Genomic DNA, 20,479 nt, shown 5'->3' on the forward strand with positions numbered 1-20,479 from the left:
ACGGCGTTACGTATCGAACCGACATCAACCGTAACGGAACTCCACACCAAAGGTGCCGCGCGGGTATTCCCACTGTTCCAGCGCCGACCCCAGCCCCAGAATGCGACAGGTGCCGCACTCCAGACATCCGGCGTAATCGAAGCGCACACTGCCGTCATCCTGCTTCTTGTACAGACCTGCGGGGCACGCTTTCACCAGCAGCTCCAGCGCCTGTTTATCGGCATCGGCCTTCACAACAATGTGCGGATGCTCTTCATCGACATTGAATTTATTGACGCCCAGTTTGACGTCCACATTGACGGGAGAAGTCATAAAACGGTCACTCCTTTCATGCCATCCTTGATTAGATTGATGAAGCCCACTTTCTTGCCGTGGCGGAGGATTTTCTTGCGCATCAGTTCCGGCGCGCTGCCGTCAATGGTGAACAGGTCACGCGCCACGCCCACCGCCAGTTCCGGGTAGCCGTTAAACATGCGTGGGTTATCAAGGAACGCCGGTAGTTTCTGGTACATTCGCATATCGCGCAGCGGACCACTCTCAAGATGCTGACGATATTCCGCTAGTTTTTGCTTACTGAAATCGTCGCTTTTCATCGCTGAAAGCACGGTTTTTGCTGCGGCTTCCCCGGCGGCAATCGCCAGATCCATACCGCGAATGGTAAAACCGAGGTTCATACACATTCCGGCGGCATCACCGGCAATCAATACGCCGTCACCAACCAGCTCCGGTAGCATGTTGATGCCTGCTTCCGGCACTACGTGAGCGGAATATTCCACCAGCTTGCCGCCCGCGATCAGCGGTGCAACTGCCGGATGTTGTTTGAAATCTTCCAGCATTTGCGGCACCGATTTTTTTGCGTCATGCAGATGATGCAGACCACAAACCAGCCCCAGCGACAGAGTGTTTTCATTGGTATAAAGGAAGCCGCCGCCCATCAGGCCATCGGTGGGTGATCCCGCAAACAGGCAAGCCGCGCCCTGATTACCCTGCAACTGAAAACGGTCTTCGATAACCGACTTCGGTAACTCGATCAGTTCCTTCACGCCAACCGCCACATCCGTCGGTTTAACGCGTTTAGCCATCCCCAGCTTTTCGGCAAGGATGGAATTCACCCCATCAGCAAGGATCACTGTTTTCGCTTCAATCACATCACCATCGGCTTCTACGCCGACAACTTTGCCATCGCGCTGTACGAGGTTATCGACGCGGATCCCGGTAATTAACTGCGCGCCCGCTTCTTCGGCCTGCTCCATCAACCAGGCATCAAATTTACTGCGCAAAACGGAGTAAGAACGCTGGGATGGCGAGGTTTCGTCACCATTGCAGTAGTCCATAGTCATCGCTGACTTTTCCGTCATAAACGCGAGTTTTTCATGGGTGATCAGGCGTTCTACGGGGGCGGACTCGGCGAAACCTGGAATAATGTGTTCCAGACTGTGGGCATAGAGACGCCCGCCGGTGACGTTCTTGGCACCTGCGGAATTGCCACGCTCGATAACTAACACTTGCGCCCCTTCGCGGGCGAGCACCAGTGCGGCAACCGAACCGGCAAGCCCTGCACCAACGATGATGGCGTCAAAGATATCTTCGGACATAAGAACTCCCTGTCAGCGGCAGGGCCGAAATGCAGCCCTGCCAGAGTGGATCAACGCGCTAAAGCTGCGGTCAGTGCCGGAAGGATCTTCACGGCGTCGCCAACAATGCCGTAATCCGCGTACTGGAAGATCGGCGCATTTTTATCTTTGTTGATGGCGAAAATGGTTTGCGACGCGTTAGCGCCAACCATGTGCTGGATCTGCCCGGAGATGCCCACCGCCAGATACAATTCAGGTTTCAGCATCAGGTTGGAGATACCGACATAGCGTTCGTGTTCCATCCATTTTTCGTTTTCCGCCACCGGACGAGAACAGGCCAACTCCGCACCTATCGCCTTGCAAAGCTGTTCTGCCAGCGCAATGTTCTCTTTGCTGCCAATGCCGCGACCGACGCTGACCACCAGACGGGCTTTGTCGAGATCGACGCTGTTGCTCTGGCGCGCCTGGGTTGCCATGCGGGTAATCGCCACAGCCGGAGCCTGCCACTCCACGGTGTGCGTTTCGCCAGTACGTGATGCGTCTGGCTGAGCCGCATCGAACGTGCCGCTGCTGATGGTCAGTACCGCATACGGCGTGGCAATGCGTTCTTCGCCAATCGCCAGACCGCCGTAAACCATGTGTTTCACTGTCGCTTTACCGTCCTGTACGCTGACGGTGCTGGCATCGTTAGACACCGCCGCTTTAAGGCGATAACCCAGTTTTGCCGCCAGTAATTTGCCGCGACGGGTGTTTGGCAGCAGTACCAGGCCGTCTGCGCCGTGCTGGCGAATAGTGTCAGCCATGACACTGGCGTAATCTTCGATCATCCGATCGTCCGGTTTGCCGCTTAATTTCCAGACATGATTAGCGCCGAGCTGGATTGCCTGTACGCCATCGGCATCATTGAGGACAAAGGCATTGATTTGATTAGCTAAAGCCTGCGCACCGTTCATCAGTTCCGGCAGACGAGAAGGGGTATCGCTGAATACCCAGACTTGAGAAAACGTGTTCATAGCATCCCCTGTAATTAAATGACTTTGCGAAGATTTTCAGCAAATGCGGCGATCTGTTCTTCGCCGTCGCCTTCAATCACGATGCGCTGACGCTCGCGCTGTTTCGGTGCGGCAACCTGTTGTTCAGACCAGGCTTCCACGGTGTTAAAGCCAATATCCGCCGCCGACCATACCTGGACTGGCTTTTTCGCCGCGCCGAGAATGGCTTTCATCGAAGGAATTTGTGGGGAGTTGATATCAGTGGAAACAGCAACAACCGCAGGCAGCGGAATGCTTAAGGTTTCTGTTTCATCTTCCAGTTCGCGCTCAACGGTGAGGGTATCTGCCGTCAGGGAGATAATTTTGCTGACACCGTTAACTGCCGGAATATTGAGGATTTCGCCCACCAGCAAACCAACCTGCTGGGCATAAAGGTCGGAAGAACCGTCGCCGCACAGGATCAGATCAAAGCCAGCTTTCTGCGCCGCGGCAGCCAGTGCAGTCGCCGTTTGTTGCGGCAGTGCCTGCTCGAACTGGTCATCAATCACCACAATCAGTTCATCCGGGCCGCGCGATAGCACATCTTTACGCCCTTTGGCGTTGGTCAGGGCTTTACCGCCCACACTTAAGGCCGTCACCTGCGCCTCTGCCGCCTGCTGTTTTAACTGGCAAGCCGCTTCAATAGCGTTGAGATCGTATTGGCTTATTTTGGCATCGGCTTTGCTGAGATCTAATGAACCATCAGCATTATTGATCGCAATATCCTGTTCATCAGGCACGCACTTATAGCAAGTAATAATCTTCATTGCATCTCCAGAAATCATGAAGGAAACGTCGTTCATATCGGTGGTGTTAATTACAGATATCACGTCCTTTAATTCGGGAATAAAATTTTAATCACCAATATTGAAAATGTCACACGCAGATAAATCCAACTTTCAATATTGTTAAGTTCCTCACCAATATTGAAAACATGGCGTAGCAAAAAGAAATTTTCAATATTGTTTTATGGATCACCAATATTGAAAGTCAGATGCTATTTTTTTACTCACAATCAAACTTATCATATTGATTAATAATGGATATTTACACAAAGACACTCTGTTTTTACCCGATAAAAAACTGTGGTTTACATCACAGAATGCAGCCAGTTGAATACCCATTATGAGTTAGCCATTAACGCGTCCACGAGGTTAATAATAATTATATTAAATGTTAACAAAAATAAAACAAACGGGAACGCCAAATAAATATTTATTTTTACAGTGGAATTAACTCATGACAAAAGAAAAGAGAAAAACGGGAATAGAACCGAAGGTGTTCTTTCCGCCATTAATAATCGTTGGCATACTTTGTTGGCTTACAGTCAGAGATCTGGATGCGGCGAATGTCGTTATTAATGCTGTATTCAGTTACGTCACCAATGTATGGGGATGGGCATTTGAATGGTATATGGTGGTGATGCTTTTCGGTTGGTTCTGGCTGGTATTTGGCCCGTATGCCAAAAAGCGTTTAGGTAACGAACCCCCTGAGTTCAGCACCGCCAGTTGGATCTTTATGATGTTCGCCTCCTGTACGTCTGCTGCCGTACTGTTCTGGGGATCGATTGAGATCTACTACTACATCTCCACGCCGCCATTTGCTTTAGCGCCAAACTCCACTGGCGCGAAAGAACTGGGGCTGGCCTACAGTTTGTTCCACTGGGGACCGCTACCGTGGGCCACTTACAGCTTCCTTTCCGTCGCCTTCGCGTACTTCTTCTTTGTCCGCAAAATGGATGTGATTCGCCCCAGCTCCACTCTGGTGCCGCTGGTAGGTGAAAAACATGCCAAAGGCTTGTTTGGCACTATCGTCGATAACTTCTATCTGGTGGCGCTGATCTTCGCAATGGGCACCAGTCTGGGTCTTGCCACGCCGCTGGTGACCGAGTGTATGCAGTATCTGTTTGGTATTCCGCATACCCTGCAACTGGACGCTATCATCATTACCTGCTGGATCATCCTCAACGCTATCTGCGTAGCCTGTGGCCTGCAAAAAGGGGTGAAAATTGCCAGCGATGTGCGCAGCTATTTGAGTTTCCTGATGCTTGGCTGGGTATTCATCGTCAGCGGCGCCAGCTTCATCATGAACTACTTCACCGACTCGGTGGGGATGTTGCTGATGTATCTGCCGCGCATGTTGTTCTATACCGATGCCGTTGGCAAAGGCGGCTTCCCGCAGGGCTGGACCGTGTTCTACTGGGCATGGTGGGTAATTTACGCCATCCAGATGAGTATCTTCCTGGCGCGTATTTCCCGTGGTCGTACCGTGCGTGAACTGTGCTTCGGTATGGTGATGGGGCTGACAGCATCCACCTGGATCCTGTGGACCGTGCTCGGCAGTAACACTCTGCTGTTGATGGATAAAAACATCATCAACATTCCAAACCTGATCGAACAGTACGGTGTGGCGCGCGCCATCATCGAAACCTGGGCCGCTCTGCCGCTCAGCACTGCCACCATGTGGGGCTTCTTCATTCTCTGCTTTATTGCCACCGTTACCCTGATTAACGCCTGCTCTTACACCCTGGCGATGTCCACCTGCCGCGAAGTGCGCGACGGTGAAGAACCGCCACTGCTGGTGCGTATCGGCTGGTCAGTGTTGGTTGGTGTTATCGGCATTGTTCTGCTGGCGCTCGGCGGTCTGAAACCGATTCAAACCGCCATTATCGCCGGAGGATGCCCGCTGTTCTTCGTCAACATTATGGTGACGCTCTCGTTTATTAAAGACGCGAAACAGAACTGGAAAGATTAATTAACCCCCAAAATATCAAGAGGTTGAAAGATGGATTTTAATTTAAATGATGAGCAGGAACTGTTTGTCGCCGGTATCCGCGAACTAATGGCCAGCGAAAACTGGGAAGCCTATTTTGCCGAGTGCGACCGTGACAGCGTCTACCCGGAGCGTTTTGTCAAAGCGCTGGCGGATATGGATATCGACAGCCTGCTGATCCCGGAAGAGCACGGTGGTCTGGATGCGGGGTTTGTTACCCTCGCCGCCGTGTGGATGGAACTGGGTCGTTTGGGGGCGCCAACCTACGTGTTGTATCAGTTGCCAGGCGGGTTTAACACCATCCTGCGTGAAGGTACACAAGAGCAGATCGACAAGATTATGGCGTTTCGTGGTACCGGTAAGCAGATGTGGAACTCAGCGATTACCGAACCAGGCGCGGGCTCTGACGTGGGTAGCCTGAAAACGACTTATACCCGTAGAGATGGTAAGATTTATCTTAATGGTAGTAAGTGTTTTATTACCAGCAGCGCCTACACCCCGTACATCGTGGTGATGGCGCGCGACGGGGCTTCTCCGGACAAACCTGTCTACACCGAATGGTTTGTCGATATGAGCAAACCGGGCATCAAAGTGACCAAACTTGAGAAGCTCGGGCTGCGTATGGATAGCTGCTGTGAAATCACCTTTGACGACGTGGAACTGGACGAGAAAGACATGTTCGGTCGGGAAGGTAACGGCTTTAACCGCGTCAAAGAAGAGTTCGACCATGAACGTTTCCTGGTAGCCCTGACCAACTATGGTACAGCGATGTGCGCCTTTGAAGATGCGGCGCGCTACGCCAACCAACGCGTGCAGTTTGGCGAGGCGATTGGTCGTTTCCAGTTGATTCAGGAAAAATTCGCCCACATGGCGATCAAATTAAACTCCATGAAAAACATGCTGTATGAAGCAGCGTGGAAAGCAGACAACGGCACCATCACCTCTGGTGATGCGGCAATGTGCAAATACTTCTGCGCCAATGCGGCATTTGAAGTGGTGGATAGCGCAATGCAGGTGCTGGGCGGTGTCGGGATTGCGGGCAACCACCGCATCAGCCGCTTCTGGCGTGACCTGCGTGTAGACCGCGTCTCCGGCGGATCTGACGAAATGCAGATCCTGACGCTGGGTCGTGCGGTGCTGAAGCAATACCGCTAAGTCCGTGCGCTGCCTGATGCGACGCTGTCGCGTCTTATCAGGCCTACGGGAGCACGAATGTAGGCCGGATAAGGCGTTTACGCCGCATCCGGCAGTCATGCGCTACACAAATTTTTCAGGAGCTAATAATGGATCATCTACCCATGCCGAAATTCGGGCCGCTGGCCGGATTGCGCGTTGTCTTCTCCGGTATCGAAATCGCCGGGCCGTTCGCCGGGCAAATGTTCGCAGAATGGGGGGCGGAAGTTATCTGGATCGAGAACGTCGCCTGGGCCGACACCATTCGAGTTCAACCTAACTACCCGCAGCTCTCCCGCCGCAATTTGCACGCGCTGTCGTTAAATATTTTCAAAGATGAAGGCCGCGAAGCGTTTCTGAAATTAATGGAAACCACCGATATCTTCATCGAAGCCAGTAAAGGTCCGGCCTTTGCCCGTCGTGGCATTACCGATGAAATCCTGTGGCAGCACAACCCGAAACTGGTTATCGCTCACCTGTCCGGTTTTGGTCAGTACGGCACCGAGGAGTACACCAATCTTCCGGCCTATAACACCATCGCCCAGGCCTTCAGTGGTTACCTGATTCAGAACGGTGATGTTGACCAGCCGATGCCTGCCTTCCCGTATACCGCCGATTACTTTTCTGGCCTGACTGCCACCACGGCGGCGCTGGCAGCACTGCATAAAGTGCGCGAAACCGGAAAAGGCGAAAGTATCGACATCGCCATGTATGAAGTGATGCTGCGTATGGGCCAGTACTTCATGATGGATTACTTCAACGGCGGCGAAATGTGCCCGCGCATGACCAAAGGGAAAGATCCCTACTATGCAGGTTGCGGTCTGTACAAATGCGCCGACGGCTACATCGTGATGGAACTGGTGGGCATTACTCAGATTGCAGAATGCTTTAAAGATATTGGCCTCGCGCATCTGCTCGGTACGCCGGAAATCCCGGAAGGCACCCAGCTTATCCACCGTATCGAATGCCCTTACGGACCACTGGTAGAAGAGAAACTCGATGCCTGGCTGGCGGCGCACACCATCGCGGAAGTTAAAGAACGCTTTGCTGAACTGAATATCGCCTGCGCCAAAGTGCTGACCGTACCGGAACTGGAAAGCAATCCACAGTATGTGGCCCGTGAATCAATCACCCAGTGGCAAACGATGGATGGTCACACCTGCAAAGGGCCAAACGTGATGCCGAAATTCAAAAATAACCCAGGCCAAATCTGGCGCGGAATGCCATCACATGGCATGGACACGGCTGCCATTTTGAAAACTATCGGCTACAGCGAAAACGACATTCAGGAGTTGGTCAGCAAAGGTCTGGCCAAAGTTGAGGACTAAACGCGTGGCGCCAGTCAGCTTGCCTGACTAGCGCCCGCCCAATCACAAACGAACAAAATGGATAGAGGTGCAATGGATATCATTGGCGGACAACATCTACGTCAAATGTGGGACGATCTGGCGGACGTTTACGGTCACAAAACGGCGCTGATTTGTGAATCCAGCGGCGGAGTCGTTAACCGGTATAGTTATCTTGAGTTAAATCAGGAGATTAACCGCACGGCAAACCTGTTTTATACGCTGGGGATTCGCAAAGGCGACAAGGTTGCTCTACATCTCGACAACTGCCCGGAATTTATCTTTTGCTGGTTCGGGTTGGCAAAAATTGGCGCGATTATGGTGCCGATTAACGCCCGCCTGTTGCGCGAAGAAAGCACGTGGATCCTGCAAAATAGCCAGGCGTGCCTGCTGGTAACCAGTGCACAATTCTATCCCATGTATCAACAGATTCAGCAGGAAGATGCCACGCAGTTGCGGCACATTTGCCTGACAGATGTGGCGCTTCCCGCTGATGATGGCGTGAGTTCGTTTACTCAACTGAAAAATCAACAACCTGCCACCTTGTGCTATGCACCGCCGCTATCGACCGACGATACGGCGGAAATTCTCTTTACCTCCGGTACCACTTCCCGACCGAAAGGTGTGGTGATTACCCATTACAACCTGCGCTTCGCTGGATATTACTCCGCCTGGCAGTGCGCACTGCGTGACGATGACGTCTACCTGACGGTAATGCCTGCGTTTCATATCGATTGCCAGTGTACTGCGGCGATGGCGGCGTTTTCTGCCGGAGCCACCTTTGTGCTGGTCGAGAAATACAGCGCCCGCGCCTTCTGGGGACAGGTACAGAAGTACCGCGCCACCATTACCGAATGTATTCCGATGATGATTCGTACGTTGATGGTGCAGCCGCCTTCAGCGAACGATCGGCAACACCGCCTGCGGGAAGTGATGTTTTATCTCAACCTGTCGGAGCAGGAAAAAGATGCGTTTTGTGAACGCTTCGGCGTTCGCTTGCTGACGTCTTATGGGATGACGGAAACCATTGTGGGCATTATCGGCGATCGCCCTGGCGATAAACGACGCTGGCCGTCGATTGGTCGGGCGGGGTTTTGCTACGAAGCGGAGATTCGCGACGATCACAATCGTCCGCTCCCGGCTGGTGAGATCGGTGAAATCTGCATTAAAGGCGTACCGGGAAAAACCATCTTCAAAGAGTATTTTCTCAACCCGCAAGCCACTGCGAAAGTGCTGGAAGCCGATGGCTGGCTGCATACTGGCGATACCGGATACCGCGACGAAGAGGGCTTTTTTTATTTCGTCGATCGCCGCTGCAATATGATCAAACGCGGTGGGGAGAATGTCTCCTGCGTGGAGCTGGAAAATATCATCGCCACCCATCCAAAAATTCAGGACATCGTGGTTGTTGGTATTAAAGATTCGATTCGCGATGAAGCCATCAAAGCGTTTGTGGTGCTGAATGAAGGTGAAATATTGAGCGAAGAGGAATTCTTCTGCTTTTGCGAACAGAATATGGCGAAATTTAAAGTGCCCTCTTATCTGGAGATCAGAAAAGATCTGCCGCGTAATTGCTCGGGGAAAATAATCAGAAAGGCGCTGAAATAAACACTACAGCAGGGTACTACTCTGCCTGGTAATAATCACGTTCAACAATAATATGCATTTTTTTGCAGGGCCGTTGTCGTCCCTGAAAAAGCAAAAATGGAGAAAAGGAATGAGTGAATCATTACATCTGACCCGCAATGGATCAATTCTGGAAATTACCCTTGATCGACCAAAAGCGAATGCTATTGATGCGAAAACCAGCTTTGAAATGGGCGAAGTATTTCTAAATTTCCGTGACGATCCGCAATTACGTGTCGCCATTATTACCGGTGCCGGAGAGAAATTCTTTTCCGCAGGCTGGGATTTAAAAGCAGCAGCAGAAGGCGAAGCACCGGATGCTGACTTTGGTCCGGGTGGTTTTGCGGGCTTAACCGAAATTTTCAATCTGGATAAACCGGTCATCGCAGCCGTGAACGGCTACGCCTTTGGCGGCGGTTTCGAACTGGCGCTGGCGGCAGATTTTATTGTTTGTGCCGATAACGCCAGCTTCGCCCTGCCGGAAGCCAAACTGGGCATCGTTCCTGACAGCGGCGGTGTGCTGCGTCTGCCGAAGATCCTGCCGCCTGCCATCGTCAATGAAATGGTGATGACCGGCAGAAGAATGGGCGCAGAAGAGGCGCTGCGTTGGGGGGTAGTCAACCGCGTGGTTAGCCAGGCGGAACTGATGGATAACGCCCGCGAACTGGCGCAGCAACTGGTTGACAGCGCCCCGCTGGCGATCGCGGCGCTGAAAGAGATCTACCGCACCACCAGCGAAATGCCGGTAGAAGAAGCGTATCGCTATATTCGCAGCGGCGTGTTGAAACACTATCCGTCGGTTCTGCATTCGGAGGATGCCATTGAAGGGCCGCAGGCGTTTGCCGAGAAGCGCGATCCGGTGTGGAAAGGACGTTAACAACCGTGAGCTATTACGCCTTTGAGGGGTTAATTCCGGTGGTTCACCCGACGGCGTTTGTCCATCCCAGTGCAGTCTTGATTGGCGATGTGATTGTGGGGGCCGGAGTCTACATCGGCCCCCTCGCCTCACTGCGTGGTGATTACGGGCGGTTGATCGTGCAAGCGGGAGCCAATATTCAGGATGGCTGCATTATGCATGGCTACTGCGACACTGACACCATCGTTGGAGAAAACGGCCATATCGGGCACGGAGCGATCCTACATGGCTGCATGATTGGTCGCGATGCATTGGTCGGGATGAACAGCGTGATTATGGATGGCGCGGTCATTGGCGAAGAGAGCATTGTTGCCGCCATGAGCTTTGTCAAAGCAGGCTTTCACGGCGAGAAACGCCAGTTGTTGATGGGTACGCCAGCCCGCGCTGTACGCAGTGTGAGTGACGACGAGTTACACTGGAAGCGGTTGAATACCAAAGAATATCAGGATCTTGTCGGGCGCTGTCATGCATCGTTACATGAAACGCAGCCGTTGAGGCAAATGGAGGAAAATCGCCCCCGTTTGCAGGGGACGACGGATGTGATGCCGAAACGGTAACATCGTCGGATGCGGCATAAACGCCTTATCCAACCCGGCAGGAAAGCACCCGTAGGCCGGATAAGATGCGCCAGCATCGCATCCGGCGATAGCTGTCGGATGCGGCATAAACGCCTTATCCAACCCTGCTGGAGAGCAACCGTAGGCCGGATAAGATGCGCCAGCATCGCATCCGGCGACCAGGTCGCACGGTATCAACGAAATGACATTAACGACGCATACTCTTTGACAACATCATCTGCCACTTCTGCTCGCGGTTAAGTTCCGTGAGCGGAACGGCAGGAATACGCGGCGTCTTTCTTACGCCGACTAATTTATCCCGGCTGTTATTGCGCAGGCGCGCGTAAATTTGCTCATCGATATCGACCACTTTTACCAGTCGCTGGCACTGGCATCCCCGCCCTTCCAGCTTATTAGGGATCATCTTAACTTCGCAGCTTATTTCTGCGACTTCCGACAGAATATAAGTCAGGGTATTAACCGCCTTGCTGTGTTCAATATCGAAATGAATAGAGATCTCTCTTGCTATCACCCAGCGGTTTTCAGCCATCATCCATTCGGCGATTAACAAATAGAGTGGTTTTTCAACACATCCTTCACACATACGAACTCCAGTTTCACAAATTAAAAGACTGGCTATGACTCGTTTTGCAGCAATGAAACAAGGCCATATTAAAATTGTGGATATATCGATAGTATGCAACCTAACGAAGGATTAGTGTGAGCAAAATCCTGCTTACGCCATCAAAAATATGAATTCCAACAAAGTTTTGTCTTACAGGTAAAAAAAACGGTCCTCTTTCGAGAACCGTATTAGTTATTCGATCAAATTGGCGAATAAAACATATCCGCCATCACACGCTATTATTTGATCTGTGCGTGCATTTCCTGCACCGATATTACTTTTTCGGTCGCATCGGCATTCAGCGCCATCGCGGTGGCAAAGCCGCCGTTCAGGGTGGTGTCGTAATGCACTTTATATTGCAGCGCACTGCGACGGATCACGCGGGAGTCTTCAATCGCACGACGACCTGAGGTGGTGTTGATGATGTAGGTATATTCGCCATTCTTAATACGGTCCTGAATGTGCGGACGACCTTCATGCACCTTGTTCACCAGACGCGGATTAATGCCCGCTTCGCCCAGCACAATCGCCGTGCCGTGGGTCGCATCCAGCTCGAAGCCCTGTTTCAGCAGTTTTGCCGCCAGGTCCACCACGCGTTCTTTGTCACCTTCACGCACGGAGAGCAGCGCACGACCGTGTTTCTTCATGGTGGAGTTACTGCCCAGCTGCGCTTTGGCGAACGCTTCAGCGAAGGTACGGCCGACGCCCATCACTTCCCCGGTAGAGCGCATTTCTGGCCCTAACAGCGGGTCAACGCCCGGGAATTTATTGAACGGCAGCACCACTTCTTTCACCGAGTAGTACGGCGGGATAACTTCTTTGGTTACGCCCTGCTCAGCCAGGGATTTGCCAGCCATCACGCGCGCCGCCACTTTTGCCAGCGGCACGCCGGTGGCTTTGGAGACGAACGGAACGGTACGCGCCGCACGCGGGTTAACTTCAATCAGGTAGACTTCGTTGTTTTTCACCGCAAACTGCACGTTCATCAGACCGCGCACCTGCAATTCGAAGGCCAGTTTCTGCACCTGTTGGCGCATCACATCCTGAATTTCCTGACTTAAGGTGTAGGCTGGCAGAGAACATGCGGAGTCACCGGAGTGCACGCCCGCCTGCTCGATGTGCTCCATAATGCCGCCAATCAGCACCATTTCGCCGTCGCAGATGGCGTCCACATCCACTTCTACCGCGTCATCGAGGAAGTGATCCAGCAACACTGGCGCATCGTTAGAGACACTCACCGCCGTCTGGAAGTAGCGACGCAGGTCAGCTTCGTCATAGACGATTTCCATCGCCCGACCGCCGAGAACGTAAGACGGACGTACCACCAGCGGGTAGCCAATCTCTTTCGCCTTCTCTACCGCCATTTCAATAGCGGTAACGGTGGCGTTCGCCGGTTGTTTCAGTTTCAGACGATCAACCGCATGCTGGAAGCGTTCACGGTCTTCTGCACGGTCGATAGCATCCGGGCTGGTGCCGATAACCGGTACGCCAGCAGCTTCCAGCGCGCGCGCCAGTTTCAGCGGGGTCTGACCGCCGTACTGAACGATAACGCCTTTCGGCTTCTCAATACGCACGATTTCCAGCACATCTTCCAGAGTTACCGGCTCGAAGTAGAGACGGTCGGAAGTGTCGTAGTCGGTGGAGACGGTTTCCGGGTTACAGTTAACCATAATGGTTTCGTAACCGTCTTCGCGCAGCGCCAGCGAGGCGTGTACGCAGCAGTAGTCGAATTCGATACCCTGACCGATACGGTTCGGGCCGCCGCCAAGCACCATGATTTTTTCACGGTCGGTAGACGGATTCGCTTCGCACTCTTCTTCATAAGTGGAGTACATGTAAGCGGTGTCGGTGGCAAATTCTGCCGCACAGGTATCCACGCGCTTGTAAACCGGGTGCAGGTCATACTGATCGCGCAGCTTGCGGATTTCCGCTTCACGAACGCCCGCCAGTTTAGCCAGACGCGCATCGGCAAAACCTTTGCGTTTCAGCTGGCGCAGGAAGTCAGCGTTCAGGCCAGTGATGCCCACTTCTGCGACTTTCTCTTCCAGACGCACCAGTTCTTCAATCTGTACCAGGAACCAGCGGTCAATGTTGGTCAGGTTAAAGACACCGTCTACAGACAGGCCCGCACGGAAGGCATCGGCGATATACCAGATACGCTCTGCGCCTGCATCTTTCAGTTCGCGGCGGATTTTGGTCAGCGCTTCCGGGTCGTCCAGGCTCACTTTCGGGTCAAAGCCAGTCGCACCGACTTCCAGGCCGCGCAGCGCTTTTTGCAGGGATTCCTGCTGCGTGCGACCAATCGCCATCACTTCGCCAACCGATTTCATCTGAGTGGTCAGACGGTCGTTCGCACCAGCGAATTTCTCGAAGTTGAAGCGAGGAATTTTAGTAACCACATAGTCGATGGACGGCTCGAAGGAGGCCGGAGTACGCCCGCCGGTGATGTCGTTCATCAGCTCGTCGAGGGTGTAACCCACCGCCAGTTTTGCCGCCACTTTAGCAATCGGGAAGCCGGTCGCTTTCGACGCCAGCGCCGAAGAACGGGACACGCGCGGGTTCATTTCGATAACAATCAGACGACCGTTTTTCGGGTTCACCGCAAACTGAACGTTGGAACCACCGGTTTCAACGCCGATTTCACGCAGCACCGCCATCGAGGCATTACGCATGATTTGATATTCTTTGTCGGTCAGCGTTTGCGCTGGCGCGACAGTGATGGAGTCACCGGTGTGGATGCCCATCGCATCAAAGTTTTCGATAGAGCAGACGATGATGCAGTTGTCGTTTTTATCACGCACCACTTCCATCTCGTACTCTTTCCAGCCGATCAACGACTCATCAATCAGCAGCTCTTTGGTTGGGGAGAGATCCAGACCGCGGGCGCAAATTTCTTCAAACTCTTCACGGTTATAAGCGATACCGCCACCGCTACCGCCCATTGTGAAGGATGGGCGAATAATGCACGGGAAGCCCACGTCAGCGGCAACCGCCAGCGCTTCTTCCATCGTGTGCGCGATACCGGAACGCGCAGTTTCCAGACCGATTTTCTTCATCGCTACGTCGAAACGGCGGCGGTCTTCTGCTTTATCAATCGCATCGGCAGTGGCACCAATCATGGTGACGCCGAACTCTTCCAGCACCCCCTGACGCTCCAGCTCCAGCGCGCAGTTCAGCGCCGTCTGACCGCCCATCGTTGGCAGCACCGCATCCGGGCGCTCTTTTTCAATAATCTTGCGTACCACTTCCCAGTGAATCGGCTCGATGTAGGTCGCATCAGCCATTTCCGGGTCGGTCATGATGGTCGCCGGGTTGGAGTTCACCAGAATGACGCGGTAACCTTCTTCGCGCAGGGCTTTACATGCTTGCGCGCCAGAGTAGTCAAACTCACACGCCTGACCGATAACAATCGGGCCCGCACCCAGAATCAGGATACTTTTTATATCTGTACGTTTTGGCATGGCTCTTTTACTCCTGATTACTTAGCGGTTTTACGGTACTGCTCAATTAACTCGATAAAGTGGTCGAACAACGGCGCTGCGTCGTGTGGCCCAGGGCTGGCTTCCGGGTGACCCTGGAAGCTGAACGCCGGTTTATCGGTGCGATGAATGCCCTGTAACGTACCGTCGAACAGGGATTTATGTGTAACACGCAGGTTTGCAGGTAATGTTGCTTCGTCCACCGCAAAACCGTGGTTCTGGGCGGTGATCATCACCACGTTTTTCTCCACATCTTTAACCGGATGATTGCCGCCGTGGTGACCAAATTTCATTTTGATGGTCTTCGCACCGCTCGCCAGCGCCAGCAGCTGATGACCGAGGCAGATGCCGAATACCGGGATGTCGGTTTCGAGGAATTTCTGGATGGCGGTAATGGCGTAATCACACGGGGCCGGGTCGCCAGGACCGTTGGAGAGGAAGATGCCGTCCGGATTCATTTTCAGCACATCTTCAGCAGATGTTTGCGCCGGAACGATGGTCAGGCGACAGCCTCTGTCCACCAGCATCCGCAGGATGTTGCGCTTGGCACCAAAGTCATAAGCCACGACGTGGAACGGCAGCTCGTCTTCTTTTTTCGCTTCTGGCAGGCCTCCGGTCAGCGTCCAGCTCCCTTGTGTCCAGCTATAGGCTTCTGCGGTGGTCACTTCTTTTGCCAGATCCATGCCGTTCAGACCTGGGAACGCGCGGGCTTTTTCTAACGCCAGCGCCGCATCCGGGTTATCGCCCGCGATAATGCAGCCATTCTGTGCGCCTTTCTCGCGCAGTAAACGCGTCAGCTTACGGGTGTCGATATCGGCAATCGCCACGATGTTATGGCGTTTCAGGTAAGAAGAGAGGTCTTCGGTGTTGCGGAAGTTGCTGGCAATCAGCGGCAGGTCGCGAATCACCAGACCTTGTGCATGTACCTGAGAGGATTCTTCATCGGCGTCATTAGTGCCGACATTGCCAATATGGGGATAAGTAAGAGTAACGATTTGACGAGAATAGGAAGGATCAGTGAGGATTTCTTGATAACCGGTCATTGAAGTATTGAAAACGACTTCCCCAACCGCCGAACCTGTTGCCCCTATGGCCCGACCGTGAAACTGGGTTCCGTCTTCCAGAACCAATAGCGCTGACTTAATCAAAACACCCTCCAGAGAATATTCACTCACTTTATTTGCATATTAATTCACAGTGATGACGTAAATCAATGCAAATCTGCTTACCGACGAATTTCTGGCAAACGGCGGAATTCTGGAGATATGGGCGCTAAAAGTCAACTTAATGGCGGGATTTTTTATATTATTTTGTGGCTCATGCATGTTTTACAGGCATTAAGCGGCAAAAACATCATCTAACCCGTTCTGGAAAACGCTTGCGCAGCAAGAAAATTGCATAAAACCAAAACCCTTAGAAAAAAGTGGACCAGATGGTCAAAATTTACATTAAAACAACAAAAACAGGAAACTAAACTTTAATTTTTAGCCATTTTTTAATTATTAATAAACGAAACAAGAAAAATAAAAGGGCTAAAAATTAAAGCCCTTTATAATCAATAGATTGGATATGTTATTTTTGCATCAACACAAATGTTTTGTGGTTATAATCTATTGAGATCCAGTACATCTCGCATATCAAAAAGACCACTTTCCTTATCATTTAGCCACAATGCCGATCTTACCGCACCGTTAGCAAATGTCATGCGGCTGGACGCCTTATGGGTAATCTCCAGACGTTCGCCGATATCGGCGAACATGGCGGTATGTTCCCCCACGATGTCACCCGCACGTACAGTGGCAAAACCAATGGTGCCAGGAACACGTTCACCAGTATGGCCTTCACGACTGTAGACCGCGCAATCTTTCAGGTCTTTATCAAGAGCGTGGGCAATCGCCTCCCCCATTGCCAGCGCAGTGCCTGACGGCGCATCGACTTTATGTCTATGATGTGCTTCGATAATTTCGATGTCAGTGTAGTCACCCATTACCTGAGTGGCTTTCTCCAGCAGCTTAAGCATGACGTTAACGCCAACGCTAAAATTGGCGGCAAAGACAATCGCAATATCTGTGGCAGCGTCACGAATCGCTTGTTTGCCAGCGTCATCAAAACCCGTTGTACCAATCACCATCCCTTTGCCATGCTGGCGACAAAAAGCGAGATGGTTCAGCGTACCTTCCGGACGGGTAAAATCGATAAACACATCAAAATCATCTTTTACCGCGTCGAGGCTGCTTTGCACGGTGACGCCTGTTTTTCCGACTCCGGCCAGTTCACCAGCATCGCGGCCCAGTAAAGAAGATCCTTCGCGCTCCAGCGCCGCGCCCAGCTGCACGCCTTCTAACGCCAGCGCCGCCTGAATCAACTGGCGGCCCATACGCCCCCCGGCTCCCGCGATGGCAACGCGGATGTTTGCATCATGCATAGCTATTCTCTTTTGTTAATTTGCATAGACCGTTTTCAGAGTAACCAGCGCATCGCTACGCCGCCAGCCAAAAACGCTGATAATTAGAAATTAATGATAAACAGGGAGGGATATCAGTGAAAGGCATGACGCAGAAAGTGATGCGTCATACCATCTGTCATTATGCCTGGTCTTGTGACTTTGACGGCAGGCAGCACAGTATAAGCAGAATTACGCCCGTAACAGGGATCAACACGGCAATGGTAACCCACCCCCCTGAATATCCGATATCGTGCATCCTTCTGACGGCTAACGCTATCGCCGGTACGGCAAAAATCAACGTTAAAATAAATGACGCGGGCAGCACAAAAAAAATGAAAACACCATAGTCATTGTTCATTGTTACCGCTAACCACCAACATAAAAGCGGAAGCAGACAGATAACGCCACTACCAATCATAAACGACCAGAACTCGAAGCGATTGGAAACACCTTCATAATTAAAGATGTTTTTCCACCCTTCCAGATACGCTTCTCCACACGTCATAGAACACTTCCTTGTTTTATTATTAGAGCGCCAGGGCCAGCACCTCAGCCACCCACTGCTGGAAGCCTTTCACATCCAGATCCAGCGCCACCTGCACGTTTGCAGGTTTACTCAGGCAACCGTCGATATCAACAACCGTAGTGCCTGAGGTAAATTCGCCCTGCGTTTCCACTGCCACAAAACACGGTTTGAGAGTGAACAATTCCGGGCGCACCAGCCAGGCGATGGCGCAGAGATCGTGCATTCGCAGGCCGCTTTGCATACTGCCGCTACGGTAGTGGCTAAACAGTGCATGAAGCATTTTTCCGGTGCGATTCAACTCCGGCAATGTAGCAAGATAATCAGGAGTTAACACCGCCTGATTGGTGACATCCAGACCGCACATGACGATTTCGATGCCGCTACGGAAGACACAGGCTGCCGCTTCTGGATCGGCAGCGATATTAAACTCGGCGTTTGGTGTGCAGTTGCCGCGACCGGCAGAACCACCCATGATCACCAGACGGCGAATATGCGGTTTGCATTCCGGGCATTGTGAAAGTAACAGCGCAATGTTGGTTAACGGGCCGATGGCTACCAGAGTAACAGGCTCTGGTGCACGCAGCAGGGCATCACGAATCGCCAGAAATGCCGGTACCTCGAGCGGCTTTCGGTTGTGCTCAACAAAGTCGTAGCCAGCCATTCCCGATTCGCCGTGCACAGATGCCGCATCACGCGGTGCGCGTACCAGCGGCACAGCGGCTCCCTGGGCGAGCGGAATCTCCGCATTCCAGAAATGCAGCAGTTGCAGGGCGTTGCGGGTAGTTTTCTCAACCGAGACATTACCCGCGACGGTGGTCATCAGTTGCAGGTCGAGCTCGGGGGCAAAAATCGCAGCGGCAATGGCGACGGCATCGTCAATGCCTGGGTCAGTATCGAGGAAAATAGGTAAACGCATGTTTTCTCCATAAAAAATGCCGGTAACAAGACCGGCATTTTCGCATAACTTAGGCTGCTAATGACTTAATCGACTTCACGAATATCGACACGCAGCTCTTTCGGCACTTCGAAAACAATGTTTTCTTCACGGCCTTCCAGCGGAATGGCTTCACCACCGCCCAGCTGTTGCAAACGTGCCACCACATTCTGCACCAGAATATCCGGAGCCGATGCACCCGCAGTCACGCCGACGCATTTAACCTCTTTCACCCACTCTTCCTGGATATCTTTCGCATCGTCAATCAAAAACGCGCGTTTGCCCATACGCTGGGCCAGCTCCGCCAGACGGTTGGAGTTGGAGGAGTTTTTCGAACCGACCACCAGCACAACTTCCGCCTGTTCTGCCAGAGCGCGTACCGCTTCCTGACGGTTGGTGGTGGCATAGCAGATATCATCTTTGCGCGGACCGACAATTTTCGGGAAGCGTTTACGCAGTGCGTCGATCACATCAGACGTGTCATCCACCGATAGCGTGGTCTGGGTCATAAAGGAGAGTTTCTCTTCGTTTTTGACCGTCAGTTTCCACACATCGTCCGGCGATTCGACCAGATACATTCCCCCTTCCGGGTTACTGTACTGGCCCATCGTCCCTTCCACTTCCGGATGCCCGGCGTGGCCGATGAGAATTGACTCTTCGCCACGACGGCTGGCGCGGGCGACTTCCATATGCACTTTGGTCACCAGCGGACAGGTCGCGTCAAATACCGTCAAATCACGGCTTTTCGCTTCGTTACGTACCGCCTGAGAAACACCGTGTGCGGAGAAAATCAGGATCGCACCGTCCGGCACTTCGCTAATCTGCTCAATAAAGATAGCCCCACGCTCGCGCAGGCTATCGACCACGTAGCGGTTATGCACCACTTCGTGACGGACATATATCGGTGCGCCGTAAATGGCCAGCGCGTTTTCAACAATGCTGATAGCGCGGTCTACCCCGGCACAAAAACCACGCGGGTTGGCCAACAGGATCTGCATGTTACGCCTCCAGTGCCGGATCGATTTCCAGCACTTCAATATCAAAATGAACGGTCTGCCCGGCCAGCGGATGGTTAAAATCAACGGTAATGGAATCACCGTTAATTTCGCGGATCACGCCAGGCATCTCACTGCCATCCATTGCGGTAAAAAGCATTATTGCGCCAATTTCTGGCTCGCCTGCATCCATAAACTCACGGCGGGAGAAGTACTGAATCAGGTCCGGTGACGGCACGCCAAACGCCGCATCTGGCTCCAGCGAGAAGGTGGTTTTATCGCCCACTTTCAGCCCCAGCAGGTGTTGCTCCAGCCCTTCGGAAAGAGAAGCATCGCCCAGGCGGAATAGCGCCGGTTTACCGTTGTTGCGGGTGGACTCGGCGGTGGTGCCATCGTCGAGTTTTAGCGTGAAGTGCACCAGGACGGCGCTATTGCTCTGTACAGATTCAGACATGCAGGTTTGCTCTTATATTTTGAGG

18 protein-coding genes are annotated in these 20,479 nt (G+C 52.6%); 6 read left to right on the forward strand and 12 right to left on the reverse strand.

All coding sequences use genetic code 11. The features are described from left to right. Positions 1-24: 24 nt before the first annotated feature. Genes fixX through D9736_RS05290 form a run of 4 tightly spaced genes read right to left on the reverse strand, consistent with a single transcriptional unit; the run spans position 25 to position 3,372 of the window. Positions 25-312: a ferredoxin-like protein FixX gene (gene fixX, locus D9736_RS05275; protein ID WP_000203741.1), complete on the reverse strand. Its 288-nt coding sequence runs from the start codon at positions 310-312 to the stop codon at positions 25-27. Beyond that, positions 309-1,595 carry an FAD-dependent oxidoreductase gene (locus D9736_RS05280; RefSeq protein WP_001558531.1) on the reverse strand — a complete coding sequence of 429 codons (1,287 nt, stop codon included), beginning with the start codon at positions 1,593-1,595 and terminating at the stop codon, positions 309-311. Before D9736_RS05280 ends, fixX begins: the two co-directional genes overlap by 4 nt. A 50-nt stretch (positions 1,596-1,645) precedes the next feature. Beyond that, on the reverse strand, positions 1,646-2,587 hold the full coding sequence (locus D9736_RS05285; protein WP_130257864.1) for an electron transfer flavoprotein subunit alpha/FixB family protein: 942 nt from the start codon (positions 2,585-2,587) through the stop codon (positions 1,646-1,648). Positions 2,588-2,601: 14 nt separating this feature from the next. Beyond that, on the reverse strand, positions 2,602-3,372 hold the full coding sequence (locus D9736_RS05290) for an electron transfer flavoprotein FixA (RefSeq protein WP_130257865.1): 771 nt from the start codon (positions 3,370-3,372) through the stop codon (positions 2,602-2,604). Between the two features lie 472 nt (positions 3,373-3,844). Here D9736_RS05290 and caiT point away from each other — a divergent pair, with 472 nt between their 5' ends. From caiT to caiE, 6 genes are all read left to right on the forward strand, one after another. Beyond that, positions 3,845-5,359 (forward strand): L-carnitine/gamma-butyrobetaine antiporter, encoded by a 1,515-nt coding sequence (gene caiT / locus D9736_RS05295; protein ID WP_130217472.1) that lies wholly within the window; start codon positions 3,845-3,847, stop codon positions 5,357-5,359. Positions 5,360-5,389: 30 nt separating this feature from the next. Continuing rightward, positions 5,390-6,532, forward strand: coding sequence for a crotonobetainyl-CoA dehydrogenase (caiA, locus tag D9736_RS05300; RefSeq protein ID WP_130217474.1), 1,143 nt, complete (start codon positions 5,390-5,392; stop codon positions 6,530-6,532). Positions 6,533-6,660: 128 nt separating this feature from the next. Further along, the gene (gene caiB / locus D9736_RS05305; protein ID WP_130257866.1) at positions 6,661-7,878 is read left to right on the forward strand and encodes an L-carnitine CoA-transferase; all 1,218 of its coding nucleotides are present in this window, start codon (positions 6,661-6,663) and stop codon (positions 7,876-7,878) included. A 72-nt stretch (positions 7,879-7,950) separates the two neighbouring features. Then, entirely contained in the window at positions 7,951-9,504 is a 1,554-nt protein-coding gene (gene caiC, locus D9736_RS05310) for a crotonobetaine/carnitine-CoA ligase (RefSeq protein WP_130257867.1), read from the forward strand. Between the two features lie 109 nt (positions 9,505-9,613). After that, positions 9,614-10,399 (forward strand): crotonobetainyl-CoA hydratase, encoded by a 786-nt coding sequence (gene caiD / locus D9736_RS05315; protein ID WP_130257868.1) that lies wholly within the window; start codon positions 9,614-9,616, stop codon positions 10,397-10,399. A 5-nt stretch (positions 10,400-10,404) separates the two neighbouring features. Beyond that, positions 10,405-10,995 carry a carnitine operon protein CaiE gene (gene caiE, locus D9736_RS05320; RefSeq protein WP_130257869.1) on the forward strand — a complete coding sequence of 197 codons (591 nt, stop codon included), beginning with the start codon at positions 10,405-10,407 and terminating at the stop codon, positions 10,993-10,995. Between the two features lie 208 nt (positions 10,996-11,203). On the opposite strand, the gene caiF is transcribed toward caiE, so the two are convergent. From caiF to fkpB, 8 genes are all read right to left on the reverse strand, one after another. After that, complete coding sequence (gene caiF, locus D9736_RS05325; protein ID WP_130204845.1) at positions 11,204-11,599, reverse strand: carnitine metabolism transcriptional regulator CaiF; 396 nt, start codon at positions 11,597-11,599, stop codon at positions 11,204-11,206. Positions 11,600-11,859: 260 nt separating this feature from the next. After that, positions 11,860-15,081: a carbamoyl-phosphate synthase large subunit gene (carB, locus tag D9736_RS05330; protein ID WP_001126356.1), complete on the reverse strand. Its 3,222-nt coding sequence runs from the start codon at positions 15,079-15,081 to the stop codon at positions 11,860-11,862. 17 nt (positions 15,082-15,098) lie between these two features. Then, the gene (gene carA, locus D9736_RS05335; RefSeq protein ID WP_001589662.1) at positions 15,099-16,247 is read right to left on the reverse strand and encodes a glutamine-hydrolyzing carbamoyl-phosphate synthase small subunit; all 1,149 of its coding nucleotides are present in this window, start codon (positions 16,245-16,247) and stop codon (positions 15,099-15,101) included. Positions 16,248-16,702: 455 nt separating this feature from the next. Continuing rightward, complete coding sequence (gene dapB, locus D9736_RS05340) at positions 16,703-17,524, reverse strand: 4-hydroxy-tetrahydrodipicolinate reductase (protein ID WP_130257870.1); 822 nt, start codon at positions 17,522-17,524, stop codon at positions 16,703-16,705. Positions 17,525-17,684: 160 nt separating this feature from the next. After that, the gene (locus tag D9736_RS05345) at positions 17,685-18,050 is read right to left on the reverse strand and encodes a DUF805 domain-containing protein (protein WP_130257871.1); all 366 of its coding nucleotides are present in this window, start codon (positions 18,048-18,050) and stop codon (positions 17,685-17,687) included. A gap of 22 nt (positions 18,051-18,072) precedes the next feature. Beyond that, the gene (rihC, locus tag D9736_RS05350) at positions 18,073-18,987 is read right to left on the reverse strand and encodes a ribonucleoside hydrolase RihC (RefSeq protein ID WP_130257872.1); all 915 of its coding nucleotides are present in this window, start codon (positions 18,985-18,987) and stop codon (positions 18,073-18,075) included. A 65-nt stretch (positions 18,988-19,052) separates the two neighbouring features. Beyond that, positions 19,053-20,003, reverse strand: a complete 951-nt coding sequence (gene ispH / locus D9736_RS05355) for a 4-hydroxy-3-methylbut-2-enyl diphosphate reductase (protein WP_001166395.1) — start codon at positions 20,001-20,003, stop codon at positions 19,053-19,055. Between the two features lies 1 nt (position 20,004). Beyond that, positions 20,005-20,454, reverse strand: a complete 450-nt coding sequence (fkpB, locus tag D9736_RS05360; RefSeq protein ID WP_000004655.1) for an FKBP-type peptidyl-prolyl cis-trans isomerase — start codon at positions 20,452-20,454, stop codon at positions 20,005-20,007. Between the last annotated feature and the right edge of the window lie 25 nt (positions 20,455-20,479).

The sequence above is a fragment of the Escherichia sp. E10V10 genome (assembly GCF_004211985.1).
In the GTDB taxonomy this organism is placed as follows: Bacteria; Pseudomonadota; Gammaproteobacteria; order Enterobacterales; family Enterobacteriaceae; genus Escherichia.

Coding starts and splice junctions, on each gene's coding strand:
- rihC (WP_130257872.1), bottom strand. CDS start 18,987: ATGCGTTTACCTATTTTCCTCGATACTGACCCAGGCATTGACGATGCC.
- carB (WP_001126356.1), bottom strand. CDS start 15,081: ATGCCAAAACGTACAGATATAAAAAGTATCCTGATTCTGGGTGCGGGC.
- fkpB (WP_000004655.1), bottom strand. CDS start 20,454: ATGTCTGAATCTGTACAGAGCAATAGCGCCGTCCTGGTGCACTTCACG.
- caiB (WP_130257866.1), top strand. CDS start 6,661: ATGGATCATCTACCCATGCCGAAATTCGGGCCGCTGGCCGGATTGCGC.
- caiD (WP_130257868.1), top strand. CDS start 9,614: ATGAGTGAATCATTACATCTGACCCGCAATGGATCAATTCTGGAAATT.
- caiT (WP_130217472.1), top strand. CDS start 3,845: ATGACAAAAGAAAAGAGAAAAACGGGAATAGAACCGAAGGTGTTCTTT.
- dapB (WP_130257870.1), bottom strand. CDS start 17,524: ATGCATGATGCAAACATCCGCGTTGCCATCGCGGGAGCCGGGGGGCGT.
- D9736_RS05285 (WP_130257864.1), bottom strand. CDS start 2,587: ATGAACACGTTTTCTCAAGTCTGGGTATTCAGCGATACCCCTTCTCGT.
- caiC (WP_130257867.1), top strand. CDS start 7,951: ATGGATATCATTGGCGGACAACATCTACGTCAAATGTGGGACGATCTG.
- D9736_RS05280 (WP_001558531.1), bottom strand. CDS start 1,595: ATGTCCGAAGATATCTTTGACGCCATCATCGTTGGTGCAGGGCTTGCC.
- D9736_RS05290 (WP_130257865.1), bottom strand. CDS start 3,372: ATGAAGATTATTACTTGCTATAAGTGCGTGCCTGATGAACAGGATATT.
- D9736_RS05345 (WP_130257871.1), bottom strand. CDS start 18,050: ATGACGTGTGGAGAAGCGTATCTGGAAGGGTGGAAAAACATCTTTAAT.
- fixX (WP_000203741.1), bottom strand. CDS start 312: ATGACTTCTCCCGTCAATGTGGACGTCAAACTGGGCGTCAATAAATTC.
- caiF (WP_130204845.1), bottom strand. CDS start 11,599: ATGTGTGAAGGATGTGTTGAAAAACCACTCTATTTGTTAATCGCCGAA.
- caiA (WP_130217474.1), top strand. CDS start 5,390: ATGGATTTTAATTTAAATGATGAGCAGGAACTGTTTGTCGCCGGTATC.
- ispH (WP_001166395.1), bottom strand. CDS start 20,003: ATGCAGATCCTGTTGGCCAACCCGCGTGGTTTTTGTGCCGGGGTAGAC.